14 protein-coding genes and 1 tRNA gene are annotated in these 14,216 nt (G+C 58.5%); 4 read left to right on the top strand and 11 right to left on the bottom strand.

What is annotated here, in order from left to right; genetic code table 11:
- Nucleotides 1-336 precede the first annotated feature (336 nt).
- From yajC to secF, 3 genes are all read left to right on the top strand, one after another.
- Nucleotides 337-681, top strand: a complete 345-nt coding sequence (yajC, locus tag DESU86_RS04325; RefSeq protein ID WP_232088254.1) for a preprotein translocase subunit YajC — start codon at nucleotides 337-339, stop codon at nucleotides 679-681.
- A gap of 223 nt (nucleotides 682-904) precedes the next feature.
- Complete coding sequence (gene secD, locus DESU86_RS04320; RefSeq protein WP_179979923.1) at nucleotides 905-2,479, top strand: protein translocase subunit SecD; 1,575 nt, start codon at nucleotides 905-907, stop codon at nucleotides 2,477-2,479.
- A 17-nt stretch (nucleotides 2,480-2,496) separates the two neighbouring features.
- Complete coding sequence (gene secF, locus DESU86_RS04315) at nucleotides 2,497-3,600, top strand: protein translocase subunit SecF (protein ID WP_179979922.1); 1,104 nt, start codon at nucleotides 2,497-2,499, stop codon at nucleotides 3,598-3,600.
- 633 nt (nucleotides 3,601-4,233) lie between these two features.
- Here the strand turns inward: secF and DESU86_RS04310 are convergent.
- From DESU86_RS04310 to DESU86_RS04275, 8 genes are all read right to left on the bottom strand, one after another.
- Nucleotides 4,234-4,500: an RNA recognition motif domain-containing protein gene (locus DESU86_RS04310; RefSeq protein WP_179979921.1), complete on the bottom strand. Its 267-nt coding sequence runs from the start codon at nucleotides 4,498-4,500 to the stop codon at nucleotides 4,234-4,236.
- Between the two features lie 220 nt (nucleotides 4,501-4,720).
- Complete coding sequence (arsM, locus tag DESU86_RS04305; RefSeq protein WP_179979920.1) at nucleotides 4,721-5,566, bottom strand: arsenite methyltransferase; 846 nt, start codon at nucleotides 5,564-5,566, stop codon at nucleotides 4,721-4,723.
- Nucleotides 5,567-5,622: 56 nt separating this feature from the next.
- Entirely contained in the window at nucleotides 5,623-5,982 is a 360-nt protein-coding gene (locus DESU86_RS04300; RefSeq protein ID WP_179979919.1) for an ArsR/SmtB family transcription factor, read from the bottom strand.
- A 460-nt stretch (nucleotides 5,983-6,442) separates the two neighbouring features.
- Nucleotides 6,443-6,967 (bottom strand): phosphatase PAP2 family protein, encoded by a 525-nt coding sequence (locus tag DESU86_RS04295; RefSeq protein ID WP_179979918.1) that lies wholly within the window; start codon nucleotides 6,965-6,967, stop codon nucleotides 6,443-6,445.
- Between the two features lie 343 nt (nucleotides 6,968-7,310).
- Nucleotides 7,311-7,386, bottom strand: a tRNA-Ile gene (locus DESU86_RS04290).
- Between the two features lie 126 nt (nucleotides 7,387-7,512).
- Complete coding sequence (locus DESU86_RS04285; protein ID WP_179979917.1) at nucleotides 7,513-8,676, bottom strand: SufB/SufD family protein; 1,164 nt, start codon at nucleotides 8,674-8,676, stop codon at nucleotides 7,513-7,515.
- A complete protein-coding gene (locus tag DESU86_RS04280; protein WP_179979916.1) occupies nucleotides 8,673-9,467 on the bottom strand; it encodes an ABC transporter ATP-binding protein in 795 nt (264 codons plus the stop codon). Before DESU86_RS04280 ends, DESU86_RS04285 begins: the two co-directional genes overlap by 4 nt.
- On the bottom strand, nucleotides 9,460-9,786 hold the full coding sequence (locus DESU86_RS04275; RefSeq protein WP_179979915.1) for a hypothetical protein: 327 nt from the start codon (nucleotides 9,784-9,786) through the stop codon (nucleotides 9,460-9,462). Before DESU86_RS04275 ends, DESU86_RS04280 begins: the two co-directional genes overlap by 8 nt.
- A 151-nt stretch (nucleotides 9,787-9,937) precedes the next feature.
- Between DESU86_RS04275 and rfaD the strand changes: the two genes are divergently transcribed.
- The gene (gene rfaD, locus DESU86_RS04270; protein WP_179979914.1) at nucleotides 9,938-10,909 is read left to right on the top strand and encodes an ADP-glyceromanno-heptose 6-epimerase; all 972 of its coding nucleotides are present in this window, start codon (nucleotides 9,938-9,940) and stop codon (nucleotides 10,907-10,909) included.
- A 150-nt stretch (nucleotides 10,910-11,059) separates the two neighbouring features.
- On the opposite strand, the gene DESU86_RS04265 is transcribed toward rfaD, so the two are convergent.
- The 3 genes from DESU86_RS04265 to DESU86_RS04255 form a co-directional block, all read right to left on the bottom strand.
- Nucleotides 11,060-11,743 carry a DJ-1/PfpI family protein gene (locus tag DESU86_RS04265; RefSeq protein ID WP_179979913.1) on the bottom strand — a complete coding sequence of 228 codons (684 nt, stop codon included), beginning with the start codon at nucleotides 11,741-11,743 and terminating at the stop codon, nucleotides 11,060-11,062.
- A gap of 121 nt (nucleotides 11,744-11,864) precedes the next feature.
- Nucleotides 11,865-12,881: a GlxA family transcriptional regulator gene (locus DESU86_RS04260; protein ID WP_179979912.1), complete on the bottom strand. Its 1,017-nt coding sequence runs from the start codon at nucleotides 12,879-12,881 to the stop codon at nucleotides 11,865-11,867.
- A gap of 375 nt (nucleotides 12,882-13,256) precedes the next feature.
- Complete coding sequence (locus tag DESU86_RS04255) at nucleotides 13,257-14,150, bottom strand: tRNA (adenine-N1)-methyltransferase (RefSeq protein ID WP_179979911.1); 894 nt, start codon at nucleotides 14,148-14,150, stop codon at nucleotides 13,257-13,259.
- Between the last annotated feature and the right edge of the window lie 66 nt (nucleotides 14,151-14,216).

The following is a 14,216-nucleotide window of genomic DNA, read 5'->3' as shown; positions in this document are numbered from 1 at the left end:
TATCCCTGTCAGGCTGGTGATGGCAAGGCCGGACAGACATGGGGGCGGGGCTGTAAAAAGAGATAGGTTGCATTATTTGTTCAACAATTCTGTTTTTTTGTGCTGTTGACATCTGTCAGTGGCGCTTTGCTGAAGATCCATGCCATCTTTTGCCGCGCGGGATGAGCGCCGCTTTACCGCGCGGGGCGCGGCGGAAAGGCTTGCAAGATTGAGCGCCAACGTATATAGAAATTCGCTGGTATTGTGCGCAAATCGGCTTTGAGGCGGCCTTGGGGCTGCCCGACTGTATGCGTGACGTTCAGGACAATGACTTTGCTACACCTTTGGAGGTGCGTTTTGTTTGAATCAGTAGCCTACGCCATGGGCACTCCCCAGGCCGGTGCCGGCCCCGCCAGCGGAACCGACATGCTTATGCAGTTCCTTCCCCTCATCGTGATGTTCGTCATTTTCTGGTTTCTGCTCATCCGTCCGCAGCAGAAGCGGGCCAAGGCCCACAAGGCCATGCTGGCGGAACTCAAGCGTGGCGACCATGTGGTCACGTCCGCCGGACTGATTGGCCGCATCCTTGAAATCGACGATGAGCAGGTGCTGCTTGAAAGTGGTGAGTCCAAGCTGCGCGTTACGCGCGGCGCCATTGGCGGCCTTGTGCCCGGCAAGGGCGGCAAGGACGACAGCAAGTAGCATCTCTGGTTTTTTGTCATGTCCGGCCCGTGGGCTGGCCTTTGCCAAGGCCGGCTCAGGGGCTTTTGACCCTTGGAACGGGCGGCATGACCTTGGTGCGCGCCGTGTTTGCGCGCCGTTCCGCCGCTGTGTGCCCCCGCCCGGCCCACAGTTGCAAGGCTTCGGGCGAGCCGTGCCCTTCAGGGCATGCTGTGCTTTAAATCTGTTGTTTGGAAGGTGAACGATGGGTCTGCGCTGGCGCTTGATCTTGGCTTCGTTGGTATTTTTGATTTCTCTTGTGTACGCGCTGCCCAGCGTGCCCGTTATCGGGCCCGCCCTGGAGCGCGTTTTGCCGTCCAGCAGGATCAATCTCGGTCTTGACCTCAAAGGCGGCATACACCTGACGCTGGGCGTGGACGTGGCCAAGGCTGTGAGCAACTCTCTGGCCATTGCCGGGCAGGACCTGCGCCGCATGGCCCAGGACGAAAAAATAGTGGTGCTGCGCCCCCGCGTCCTGAACGGCACGGCCCTGGAATTTCTTTTGCCCCGCGCCGATAATGAAGCCAAGCTGCGCGAAATCCTGGCCCGCCATTTTCCCCAGTTGACCGTGGGGCAGCCCCAGGTGGGCGAAGGCGGACAGTTGCGCTACGTGGCCCGCTTTACGCCAGCCGAAGTCAAGAGGATTGAAGAACTGTCCCTTGACCAGGCCTTGCGCACCATCCGCAACCGTATCGACCAGTTCGGCGTGGCGGAACCCGATATCCGCAAGCAGGCAGGCAACCGCATTCAGGTGCAGTTGCCCGGCATTTCCGACCCGCGCCGCGCCGTGCAGATCATCGGCCAGACAGCGCACCTTGAATTTCACCTGGTTCGTGAAGATGTGGACCCCAACAAGGCCGTTCTGCCCGCCGGGGTAGTGGTTCTGCCCATGCTGGAAAAGACCGCCGGGCAGCCCGAGGGCCGCATCGCTGTTGAAAAAGACTCGATGCTCACCGGCGAAGACATTGCCGATGCCCGTCCTGCTTTCGACAACATGAACAAGTCCTATGTGACCATGAGCTTCAACACCCGTGGCGCGCGTATTTTTGAGCGCGTGACCGGCGAGAGCGTGGGACGCCGCATGGCCATCGTGCTTGACGGCAAGGTCTATTCCGCGCCTGTCATCCGCGAGCGCATCGGCGGCGGCAAGGCAAGCATTTCCGGCAGTTTTACCACTGCCGAGGCGCAGGATCTCGCCATCGTGCTGCGCGCGGGCTCGCTGCCCGCCCCTGTTTCCGTGCTGGAAGAGCGCAGCGTCGGCCCCTCCCTCGGGCAGGAGGCCATTGACAGCGGCGTGCGCGCCGCCTTTGTGGGCGCGGCTGCCGTGGTGGTTTTCATCGGCTTTTATTACGGCCTCAGCGGCCTTATCGCCAACCTCATGCTCTGTTTCACCATGCTCATCGTCATGGCGGGCATGGGCGCTTTTGGCGCTACCCTGACTCTGCCGGGCATCGCGGGCATCGTGCTGACCATCGGCATGGCGGTGGACGCCAACGTGCTGATCTACGAACGAATACGTGAAGAACTGCGCCTGGGACTCACGCCGCTGGCGTCGGTGCGGGCGGGCTTTGACAGAGCCATGGTCTCCATTACGGACGCCAACCTCACGTCCATCATTGTTACAGTCATTCTGTACCAGTTCGGCACAGGGCCCATCAGAGGCTTCGCGGTAACCCTGGGGCTGGGCATTGTTGCCTCCATGTTTACGGCCATCTTTGTTTCGCGGGCCATTTTTGAAGAATGGGCGCGCCATTGCGGTCCCAAGGGTCTGAGCATCTAGCGCGCCGGGAGGCTGTCATGAGTTTTACCTTTATCAAACACGACACCAATATTGACTTCATAGGCAAGCGCTTCTGGGTTTACGGAGCCTCCGCCCTGCTTATCCTCGTCGGCATTATTTCTGCCGTATGGGGCAATGGCCTCAAGATGGGCATCGACTTCGCGGGCGGCGTCATCGTGCAGGTGCAGTTTCAGGAGCCCGTGGCCGACGAAGCCCTGAAAAAAGGTCTGGATACTCCGGCCCTGCCCGGCATCACCACCCAGCGCTTCGGCGAGGGCGGGCGTGACTATCTGCTGCGTTTCAGCAGCGCCGAAAACGCCGACGCCACGCACCTGCGCACCACGGTGATGGACTCCCTGGCCGCCACCTTTCCCGGCAATGCCGCTGAAATTGTGCGCCTTGAGATCGTGGGCCCCAAGGTGGGCGCTGACCTGACCAACAAGGCCCTCAGCGCGCTGTACTATGCCATTCTGCTCATTGCGGTGTATATCTCCGGCCGTTTTGAACAGCGCTGGATGGCTGGCGCCATCATGGCGGCTGCCCTTTGGGGCGGCATTTACGTGGCCGGACTCACAGGCCTTGGCATGGGCTGGCTTGTGATGCTGGCACTGGGCATAACCATGGTCGTATGCTTTGTGTTGCGGCTCAACTTCGCACTAGGGGCCGTTGTGGGGCTTCTGCACGACGTCGCCATAACCGTGGGCCTGCTCTCGTTGATGAATGTCGAAATCGACCTCAACGTCATGGCGGCCCTGATGACACTGGTGGGCTTTTCGCTCAACGACACCATCATCATCTATGACCGCCTGCGCGAAAACCTGCGGGCAACGCCAAATCTGGACATGGCGCACCTGATCAACAAGAGCGTCAACCAGACCCTTTCGCGCACCATCCTGACCAGCGGCACGACCCTGATGTCAACCCTGGCCCTGTTCTTCCTCGGCGGCGGCGTCATTCACGATTTTGCCCTCACCATGCTCATGGGCGTGGTCATAGGCACGGCCTCCTCCATCTATGTTTCTTCCGCCATCCTGCTGGCTCTGGGCGATACGGACTTTTACGTCCGCCTTGTGCAGAAAAAAGACCAGTATGAACGGCCCGGCGAACACGGCGTGGTGTAAGCCCGCATTCGTTAAAGGCTTTTGATAGACAGACGGAATCCCCGCACCAACCGGTGCGGGGATTCCGCGTTTTCAGAGGGCTGCGGAGATGGCGCTGTGAAATGCTTTGTGGGAGAGGGACCCTCTTTAGACCAGATTACCTTTGAAGTGTTTCACATTTCAAAGGTGTCATTCTGCCGAAAATGCGATTTGCGGCAGAATCCACGCCACGTTGTGGCGCGCTGCACGGTCGTGCAGCGTTAGTGCGTATACCTTTTGAAAAAAGGTATACGCACTACAAAAGGGTCTCCTCCCCCACGCCCCCACCCCCTAAAATTTTTATTGCAGGTAATTGGTGAGGACTTCAAAGGACGCGTCTTCCAGGGCATTGGGCCATATCAAGGGCAAGGTGCCTGGCGGTAGACAGTCGAAGGAAATGATCTCAAGGCGGGTGGCAGAAGACGAAGTGTCCGTCAGGCGAAGAGAAGGAGCTCAAGGCGGGTGTACAGCCGGGGACAGTCGGTCAGGAGGTACCAGTGGTGCGAATCGCAGATGGGGCAGAAGGCGCGCACGGAGAGCGCGCGACGAATGCGAAAAGGCGCAAAAAAAGGCCGCAATTGCTTGCGGCCTTGAATCGTCAGCTAGCTGCTGGAACTACCAGCGGCGGGGAGCGGGACGCTTCTCTTCAGCCTGATTGACGCGCAGGGCGCGGCCTTCAAATTCCACACCGTTAAGGGCGGAAATGGCGTTGCGAGCGTCGTCTTCATTCATTTCCACAAAGCCAAAGCCACGGGCGCGGCCGGTTTCGCGGTCAGAGATGAGCTTGACGGAAAGAGCTTCGCCATGAGCGGAAAAGAGATCACGAACACTGTCTTCGGTAGCGGACCAGGGCAGATTGCCCACGTAGATAGAAATAGCCATTTGAGACTCCATTTTTGTTGTTCTGGGTGCAGACTTTCCGCTGGAAGCCTTACCCACGTAAGTCTCTGGCAAAAAAAAATACTGGACCCAATCAGTGAAAGCACTCTACGAGGGTCGGAAAAGACTGTCAAGAGAAATGCGCGGCATGCAACTCTGAAAAAGTTGATAAAATCCGTGCCTGCCATAACACGCGCCCGTAAAACCCGCAATTTTGTAGGGCCTACTCCTTGTATGCCTCAATAGTCAGGCTCACTACAAAGTCTGCAAGTTTTTCGCCGTGGGGCAGATTTTTTGCAATTTCTGCGTACAGAGGGTCATTCCAATCCTGCATGCTTTGCACATAGCCGGGGTTGGTGCGCAGCGCAAGACGGGAAAATCCGGTTTTTTCAACAATGGCTCTGGTTTGCTCGACCAGAATGGCTCCGCCCACGCACCCCACCAGGGCCTCGGCCATTTGCCGGATATTTTCCGGCAGCGGCTTGAGAAGAGCAAGGTCTGACACCGCCGCCTTGCCGCCGGGCTTCAGGACGCGAAAAATCTCTCGCCACACCTGTTCTTTATCGGGCGAAAGATTGATGACGCAGTTGGACAAAACCACATCAACGCTGCTGTCGGCCACAGGCAGATGCTCGATTTCTCCCAGGCGGAACTCCACGTTGTCCAGTCCGGTGAGCTGACTGTAGGACGCAATGTTTTTCCGCGCCTTGTCGAGCATTTCTGGCGTCATGTCCACGCCGATGACGTGTCCACTTGCGGTCACCTTTTCGCCAGCCTGAAAAGCGTCAAATCCGCCGCCGCTGCCAAGGTCAATGACTGTCTGGCCGGGCATGAGCGCGGCCATGGCAACAGGATTGCCGCACGAAAGCCCCATATTGGCGCCTTCAGGCAAACGGGCAAGGGTCGCGGCATCATAGCCCAGAGTTTGCGCCAATCTGGCGGGGTCGGCGGCATTGCTGCGCTGGCCGCAGCAGCACGAACGCTGCTGACCCGATGCTATGGCCGCGTAGCCGGAACGGACGGTTTCCCTGACCTGCTGGCCATCACTGGGAGTGCTGGGGTTTTTCATGCTTTTGCCCTTTATTTTGATATTTCAAATATTATTAAACTGTTGTGGTAAAAAAATTACTTGCAGCAGCGCTCAGGCAGCACCGCTGCCGCCACCGTACTTTGCGCCCGGAACCGCTCGCACTGTTCCGGGTGGCCTGCGCAGCACTCTTCCGTGAGATAGGCGATGGTTTCCAGCATCAGGGGGATGTTGGCCCGGTAGCGCAAAAAGCGCCCCTCTTTTTCCACCGTGATGAGGCCTGCGTGCAAAAGCCCCTTGAGGTGGAATGAAAGATTGGTTCCGGGGAGTTGCAGGTGTTTGGCGATTTCGCCAGCCACAAGCCCTTCGGGAGCAAAACGCACAAGCAGCCGAAAGAGTTGCAGGCGTATGGGCGAAGAAAGGGCTTCAAAGAGAGTGCTGGCGTGGGTGACTTCCATAGGTCAATATTTCAACATATTTTGAAATGTGTCAATAGAGCTTTGTAACCTGGAAAAAAGTAAATGCTCCAACGCAGCACAAAGCGCAGCGCCCCATAAGGTAGTGTGGGTTCGGCAAAAAAATCGGACTGTTCGGCAGAATGGCACATTGAAATGTGAAGCATTTTAAAATCAATCAGGCCTGTCCATGTGGCGTGGGGAGCGGAAACTGCGCGCAGCGCTGCGTAAAGCCGTGTGCTGGTTTTAGACCGTGCTGTGGGCGTCTGTATGCAAAAAGCCGCCAACTGGCCCAGTTGGCGGCGGTGTTTTTTGAGGCCTGCGGGTAAACGCTGACCGGGGCGTGCGCCCGGAGTATTCGCGCGGTTCCATATCCGCAGGCTTTCACAGTGGAGCGGTTTCGCACGGGGCGGGTTTTTTTAACAGTTGCGTAATCTGCGCGCCATTGCAGTCTGTTCTGTCTTTATGCCCATTGCCTGCGCAAACGAAAGCAGCAGTGAACGGCAACCGCAGCGGCAAAGGCGGTAATAAGCGCTCCCAGCATGTCCAGAGGGTAATGCACGCCAAGATATATTCGTGCCCAGGCCGTCGCAAGGCCCAGCAGCAGGATCGCTGTGCCTGAAATGCGTTCCTTGGGGCAAAAGAGCAGGGCGGCTGCCAATGAAAACATGAATGTGCCGTGAAAGCTGGGGAAGGATGCCGTGGGAGCGTGTTCGATGAAGGTGCGCCCAAGGTCAATAACAAAGGGCCGGGGGGTATAATGAAGTGTTCTTATGACGTAGGCTGCGGCCATGGCCAGGGTCACCGTGAGCACGAGGCGCAGGGCCACGGCTTTTTCTGATTTTCGCCGCACCAGTATGCAGAGCGCCATGAGCACGGCCAGAGCTATGGGCAGTTCAGCCAGAAGGCGGGCAGTGGCAAGGAGAAAGACTGGTGAAGACTCGTCGGCGTTCAGCGCCATAAAAATTTCGTGATTCAGGGACTGCATGGCTTTCTTTCGTGGTGGTATTTTATGTGTGGAAGGCCGTCTGAGTGCGGTTTTCTGGTACGACCGGGACATGCCCTGCCGCCGATGCCAGGCGGCAGAGGTATTTGGAGCGGGTGCCCCTTTTTAGAGCAATTTAACTTTTAAATTGCTCTGACGGCTGCGTGAGCAGACGTTCGCTACGGAGGCGTAAGCGCAGTTTCTCTGCGCGGTTAAACGCCGAAGTAAGCGTGCCTTAAACTTTGAGAATGTATATTCTCAAAGTTAATCTGCTCTAAAGCCAATATGCTCCATACGCAAAGTCCGCCAAGGCGTGTTGCGCCTCAGCGGACTCTACTGATTGTCTTGGTGGGCCCACCAGGATTCGAACCTGGGACAGGCCGGTTATGAGCCGGAGGCTCTACCAACTGAGCTATAGGCCCCAAGGAGTGGAACTATAGACGCAAGTTGTGTGCCGGTCAAGTCAACAAGGCAGAACTGCCGGATTTTCATACTATTGCCGATGAGCCAGAACGAACTTTGAAATGCTTCACGTTTCCAGATCGTCATTACATGGCGTGGCTGGTTTCAAGCAGGGATATCTGCTCGTCCATGGCTTTTTTCAGCGGCAGGGGCAGGCCCATGATGTCCACATTGAGAAAGCCCCGCACGATGGTGGATGCCGCTTCATCTTCATCAAGGCCACGCGCCATGAGGTATTCAATTTCTTCCTGGGCGATCTTGCCGACGGCCGCTTCGTGCGACAGTTCCACGCCGTCCTGGTTGCTGTCGAGCTCCGGTATGGCGTGGATGCGCCCCCCGCCCAGTATGAGGCCCTTGCATTCGAGGTGTCCTCTGGCGGGCGCGGCGGAAGCGCCGATGAATCCCCGGTTGATGATGGTGCCGCCCGTTGTGAGGGTGCGCGAGATGATTTCGCCCCGCGTGTCGGGGGCGTTGAGTTCGATGCGGTTGCCGCAGTCCACATGGGAGCCTGTGGGGGCGACGATGACGGAGTTGAAGCGGGCCACAGCGCCCTGACCTTGCAGCTTCATGGTGGGGTACATCTGCAAATCGGCCACTGGCTTGAGCAGGATGTAATTGTTCTGAAACTCGCCCCCGGCTTCCACAATGCCTGCCGAACGGGGCCGCACCGTGGTGCTTGTGCCCCAGTTGTGGATCATCGTGAAGGTGAGTTTGCCGCCTTTTTCCACATAGTATTCGGTAATGCCGAGGTGGGCGGTGTCCTTGGCGTCGTGGGCCGTGGCGCAGCCACCAAGGATGTGCAGCTCCGCGCCTTCTTCAACGATGACGATATTGTGGATGCTCTGGCCCGCGCTGTGCCCCTTGATGAACATACAGGACTGCACCGGCTGGCTGATTTTGGCCCCTTTGCGGGCGCGGACAAAATAGCCGCCATTGCAGTGTTCGCGCGTGAGCCGGGTGAATTCGTCCTTGTCGGGATCGAGCAGCTTCCAGTAATACTGGGGAAGCCCGTCGAATTTTTTAAGCGCTGTACGGATGTCCATAAGGTCAAGACCTTCATGATTGGTCTGACAGTGGACGCCCGCATGGTTGAGTTGCATGAACGCGCCGCTGACGGAGCGGTCGTTGACGTCAATGCCTGCCAGGACAAGGCGTTCCTTGTCTTCTGCGGGCAAGCTGGCGAGGTCTTCGATGGGGGCGGCGTTTTCGTTGCCGCTGAAGCTGTATCGGGAAAGATTGACATTGCTCATTTGAGGGGAGCCTCCGCAATTTGACCAAACGTGTCGCCAGCGAGGCAGCGCAGGCATTCCTGGTAGCCGTGCTTGGCAATGTGCTCCAGAATTTCTCGCGGCCCGGCTTCACAGCACAGTTTGCCATTGTACATGACCTGGCCCCTGTGCGCGTTGACGTACTCCAGGATATGCCCTGTGTGGGTAATGATGAGGCCGCTTGTGCCGCGCCTTTGTTCACGCTGCCGCAGCGTGGCGCAACATCGTTCCGGCGTGCCGTCAAGCAGGCTGCGTACGGTCTGGCCCACGAGGGTCATGTTTTCAAGGTCCACGCCCGATTCCGGCTCGTCGAAAAGCAGCAGGTCGGGCTGTTGGGCCATGAGTTGCAGGAGTTCAGATCGCTTGATTTCGCCGCCTGAAAACCCCGCGTTGACGTCGCGCTCCAGAAATGTATCGAAGTGGACTTTGCGGGCCATGGCCAAAATATCCATCTTTCGTCCGCGTCCGCACAGTTCCACCAGTTTGCCCGTGGGCAGCCCGTGGATCGTGGGCGGCCGCTGAAAGGACATGCCAAGGCCAAGGCGCGCCCGCTCGTACATGGGGGCATGGGTTATGTCCGTACCTTTGAAAATAATCTGCCCCCGGGTGACGGCATAGCCTGAAACGCCCATGAGCGTCATAAGCAGGGTTGTTTTGCCGGAACCGTTGGGGCCAAAGAGTATGAATGTTTCGCCGGGTTTTATGTGAAGGTCTATACCCTTGAGCACGGGAGTGCCCTTGACCTCCACATGCAGGTCATTGATTTCAAGCATTGCTGTCTCCAGTTTCACCAAGATATTCCATCACATCGTAATGCACATGATCCAGAATGTGGGTCAGCCTGGAGACGCATTCGTCTCCCACGGCCTTGGCCAGCAGATCCACTATAAAGGCGGCTCGTTTGGCATTGACCAGGGCATCGTAGCCCGGATCCGCACTGTAGGGTATGGCGCTGACTGCGGCGCTGAAGTTTTGAAGCATTTCAGGGCTGAGGTTTTTGATGGGTTCGGGTTGGTCATTGATATAGGCTATATCGTCCCGCAGCTCCAGCATCACCGGCTTGCCGTGCATATATGCGATACATACTTTCATGGTATTCCCCTTGGTTTTGCAGATGACGCATAGTGGCAAACTTGTAAGGCTGTGTCCAGGGGGGCGCTGGCTGGGCAGGGTGGGCCCCGGAGCCGCGCTTGCGGTACGGTACGCTACTGAGTATCATAAAAAAGATCATATGGAGGTCTCCATGTATGTGATTACCGGTGGCGCGGGGTTTTTGGGCAGCGCTCTTTTGTGGCAACTCAACTGCATGAATATTGAAGACATTGTGGTTGTGGACAACCTGGCCAGGAGCGACAAATGGCGCAACCTGGTCAAGCGCCGCTATGTGGACTATCTGCACAGGGATCAGTTCCTCGATCTCGTGAAGCGCGACGCTCTGCCCTGGGAGGTCAGCGCCGTGGTGCATCTTGGCGCGTGCTCCGCCACCACGGAAAAGGACGCGGATTTCCTGATGGAAAACAACTTCCATTACAGTCGCGACCTCTGCCGTTACGCCCTGGACAAGGGGGCGCGCTTCATCAACGCCAGTTCCGCGGCCACCTATGGCGACGGTTCGCTGGGGTTCAGCGATGACGAAAATCTTGTGCCGCATTTGCGGCCTTTGAATATGTATGGCTATTCCAAGCAGCTTTTCGACCTCTGGCTCCTGCGCGAAGGCTTGCAAAGCGAGGTGGTCAGCCTGAAGTTTTTTAATGTTTACGGCCCCAACGAGTATCACAAGGGCGATATGCAGAGCGTGGCCGCCAAGGCCCACAGGCAAATCAGAAAAGAGGGCAGCCTGAACCTGTTCAAATCAGACAGGGCGGACATGGCTGACGGCGAACAGCGCCGCGACTTTGTCTACGTCAAAGACTGCACGGCCCTCATGGCCTGGCTGCTGGAGCGCAACGACGTTTGCGGCATCCACAACGTGGGCACCGGCACGGCCCGCAGCTTCAACGAACTGGCCATGTCGGTTTTCGGCGCTCTTGAACTGCCGTGCCGCATCAACTATGTGGACATGCCCGACACCTTGAAGGGGCGTTACCAGCATTTTACCCAAGCCGCCATGGACTGGCTTGACCGCGTGGACTGTCCGCTTACCTTTACGTCGCTTGAAGAGGGCATTGCCGACTACGTGTGCGGCTATCTTGAAATGGATGATGCGTATTTGTAGAGCAAGTAAGGGCTGAGGTCGCGCGCCCTGAGCAGGGTGTGGGGCAACTGCCATTGGAAAAGGTCAATTGCGCTTGCCAAGAGAGGGCGGCGGGATTCCGGGCATTGCCTTGAACCCCGCCGCTTGTTTTGGAATGTCCTGTGGACAGGATTAACGCACCAGCCCGGCCTTGACCGCGAAGGGATCCCAGGACGGATCGCGGTGCGCGTCGTACTCGGTGATCTGCTCCAGCCAATCGCTCAGAGGCTGGCCATACAGACGGGATATGACCGCCAGGGTCATATCCATCCCGGCGGAAACGCCGGAAGAGCTGACCACGGCGCCGTCATCCACCCAGCGCGCCTGTTTGATCCAGTTCACCTTGGGGCCGGGCGCGGTAGAATCCTTGAAGGCCATTTTGTTTGTTGTGGCAGGCCTGCCGTCCAGAATGCCCGCTGCGGCCAAAAGCGACGCGCCGTTGCACACGGACATGACGATTTTCGTCTTGGTCGCCTGGTCGCGCAGCCAGTCCAGAGTCGCAGCGTCGCGAACCAGGGGCACTGCGCCGCTGCCGCCGGGCACCAGCAGATAGTCCAGCTTGGGCGAATCGGCATAGCCGTAGTCGGCTACGGTCTTTGGCCCTTGATTTGAGGGGATTTCTCCCCGTGTGGCCGCGATGGTCACCAGCTTTACGCCTACGCGTTTTTCTTCGCCACCCCAGAAACGGGCCGGGGCGTGCTTGAGACTGCCCCATAGTTCCATGGGACCGTAGGCGTCCAGCATCTCGAAGCCGGGGAAGATAAGAACCCCGACGGTTATCTGACTGGAAACTTTGCCTGGGTGGACCTCATACATGACCTGCTCCTCTGATTGGGGTGATTGCACGCGCGCCGGAACGGAAAGGGCGGATGCGAGCAGCACGAACGCGAGAGCAAGACACTGCAAAGGGAGATATTTCATTTGGCTCTCCTAAGTGTTAACGCCATGCGCCGGAACGGAATCTGTTCCGGTACTGGCCGGGGGTGATGCCGAAGCGGCGCGAAAATGTCAGGCGGAAGTGCTCACCGGACTGGAAACCACACTCCCGGGCGATGGTTTCCAGTGCCTGCGTTGTTTCCTCCAGACGTTTCACAGCTGCTTCAAGGCGAATATTTTCAATGAAATGGGCCGGAGTCTCACCTGTTTCGCGTTTGAAGACCCTGGCGAAGTTGCGCGGGCTCATGGCCGCGTGGTTGGCTATGGCCTCGTTGCACAGCGGGCGCTGATAGTTGTCGCGCAGCCATTGGATCGTCGAGGCTAGCGTGCCGCCCTCGTGAATCTGCGCCAGAAGGGTTGTGCTGAACTGCGACTGTCCGCCCGGACGCTTGAGGTAGAGCACCAGCACTCTCGCAACGTTCAGCGCCAGTTCGCGGCCAAAGTCCTCCTCCAGCAGGGCCAATGCCAGATCAATGCCCGCCGTCACCCCGGCCGAGGTATAGACGGAACCGTCCTTCACATGCAGGGCGTCAGTCTGGACATCAATATTTGGAGAAAAGGCGCGCAGTTCCTCAAGCATGAGCCAGTGGGTGGTGGCCCGGCGGCCTTCCAGCAGCCCTGCGCGCGCCAGGATGAAGGCTCCGGTGCAGATGGAGCAAACGCGCCGCGCAAGGGGCGCAGCTTCGCGCAGCCAGTCCACCAGCGCCTGCGGAGCCTGCCTGGCCGCAGGGCCGCCCGCCACCAGCAAGGTGTCGATGCCGCTGCACTGCCCCAATGCTGCATCAGTCAGCAGACGGATGCCGGAAGCGGTCCGCACCACCGCGTCACTGCTCTCGCCAGCGACCTGGATGCGGTACAACGGTTCCGCGCCGCCGGACTGTGCATGCAGATCGTTGGCTGCGGAGAACACGCTCAAGGGGCCCGTGATGTCGAGGATTTCCGCACCGTCATGGACAGCCATGACGACGAGGCGTGGGGCAGTTGAACAACCGTCGGTGGGGCATTGCTTGCATTTCATGGTCGCACCCTAGGCCAGAGCACGACATGGCACAATGACATTAATAGTGATATTCCTGCCAACATGGCCCTGTCTGCTTTTGGGCATTGCCTGCATTGCCGCCGCCGCCGACGGCGACAAACAAAAAAGCCCGGCGCGTGGTATACGCGCCGGGCTTTTGAGCGTTTTGGGCGGTGGCCGGAGTCGGCCAGAGCAGATGCCTTTGAAATGTGGTGATGTCCGGAAGGCTCAGTGTAATGAACCCCCCGCCTGAACCAGAAAACCCTTTGTATTACACTGCAATACCATAAGAGTTTTAGGGGGTGGGGGTGTGGGGGAGGAGACCCTTTTGCAAAAGGGTCCCTCCCCCACAAAGCATTTCAACGTAAAAATACTTTACTCCGCCGCATCATCCTCTGACATGGCGTCCTGCGGGGCTTCGCCGTCCAGGCCCAGGCGGGCCAGCCGTGCGGCCTCCTGCTTACGCTCGCGCGTGCCCAGGGGCTTGCGTGACTCAAAGTCCTGGCTGCGTTGCTGCTGGCGCGCAAAAACCAGAAATCCGGTATGCGCGGTCATGCGGTCTTCGGGGCGCAGGCGGTCAGCAATGGGCTTCCAGCGGCGGATGAGGATCTCGCAGACTTCAACATCAGCAAAGGGGCCGCGCTCAAGGCCGAGCAAAAGCTTGCTGACCTGATCCACGGTGGGCAGCAGAAAGCCGAAGCTTGCGCCGGGGCGCACGGCCGCCACCGCGTGTTCGAGGTATTCCCAGGGGGTACGCACGTCCAGAAAGAGGGCGTCCGCGCCAGTGACGGCAAAGCCCTGGGCCACGTCGCGGTTGTGCAGTTCCACGTTGTCGCCCACGCCCGCCCATTCGAGGTTCTTGCGGGCCAGGGCCATGAATTCCTCGCGCGCCTCATGGCTGACAACGCGCCCTGTGGGGCCGCAGAACCATGAAAGACCGGTGGTCAGGCCGCCGGAACCACACCCGGCCTCGATGATGGTGCGGCCGGGGCCAGCGCCAAGGCGCAGGCAGATATATGCGATATCCTTGGGATATATAATCTGCGTCTGGCGTTTGAGGGTCTTGAGGCGGTCGTAAAGGGTGGCTTCCATCACCTGTATGGGCACCTGCTGATTGGTGTACACCACACTGCCGAAATCGCAGGTGGTCACATCAGAGGCCAACAGGGTGCCGTCGTTGCTGTGCCAGTTCTGGTCTTCGACCAGGCGTTTGGTGTAGCGGCGGCCCTTGGGCGTCACGTAAACAACAAGAGAACCATAGGGAATCATGCATTTCCTTTGTGTTGCGGCGGTGGGCGCCGTAGCGTGAAAAGGGGCCGGTTGTCCGGCCCCTGG

Origin of the sequence: Desulfovibrio sp. 86 (assembly GCF_902702915.1) — a bacterium.
Lineage (GTDB): Bacteria > Desulfobacterota > Desulfovibrionia > Desulfovibrionales > Desulfovibrionaceae > Desulfovibrio.
This window is presented reverse-complemented; position numbering and strand designations above follow the sequence as displayed.

Bases quoted from the DNA above. Each gene is read 5' to 3' on its own strand.
- DESU86_RS04285 (WP_179979917.1), bottom strand. From the start codon at position 8,676: ATGAGCAATGTCAATCTTTCCCGATACAGCTTCAGCGGCAACGAAAAC.
- DESU86_RS04260 (WP_179979912.1), bottom strand. From the start codon at position 12,881: ATGAAATGCAAGCAATGCCCCACCGACGGTTGTTCAACTGCCCCACGC.
- DESU86_RS04310 (WP_179979921.1), bottom strand. From the start codon at position 4,500: ATGGCTATTTCTATCTACGTGGGCAATCTGCCCTGGTCCGCTACCGAA.
- DESU86_RS04255 (WP_179979911.1), bottom strand. From the start codon at position 14,150: ATGATTCCCTATGGTTCTCTTGTTGTTTACGTGACGCCCAAGGGCCGC.
- secF (WP_179979922.1), top strand. From the start codon at position 2,497: ATGAGTTTTACCTTTATCAAACACGACACCAATATTGACTTCATAGGC.
- secD (WP_179979923.1), top strand. From the start codon at position 905: ATGGGTCTGCGCTGGCGCTTGATCTTGGCTTCGTTGGTATTTTTGATT.
- DESU86_RS04275 (WP_179979915.1), bottom strand. From the start codon at position 9,786: ATGAAAGTATGTATCGCATATATGCACGGCAAGCCGGTGATGCTGGAG.
- DESU86_RS04265 (WP_179979913.1), bottom strand. From the start codon at position 11,743: ATGTATGAGGTCCACCCAGGCAAAGTTTCCAGTCAGATAACCGTCGGG.
- DESU86_RS04280 (WP_179979916.1), bottom strand. From the start codon at position 9,467: ATGCTTGAAATCAATGACCTGCATGTGGAGGTCAAGGGCACTCCCGTG.
- DESU86_RS04300 (WP_179979919.1), bottom strand. From the start codon at position 5,982: ATGGAAGTCACCCACGCCAGCACTCTCTTTGAAGCCCTTTCTTCGCCC.
- DESU86_RS04295 (WP_179979918.1), bottom strand. From the start codon at position 6,967: ATGCAGTCCCTGAATCACGAAATTTTTATGGCGCTGAACGCCGACGAG.
- rfaD (WP_179979914.1), top strand. From the start codon at position 9,938: ATGTATGTGATTACCGGTGGCGCGGGGTTTTTGGGCAGCGCTCTTTTG.
- arsM (WP_179979920.1), bottom strand. From the start codon at position 5,566: ATGAAAAACCCCAGCACTCCCAGTGATGGCCAGCAGGTCAGGGAAACC.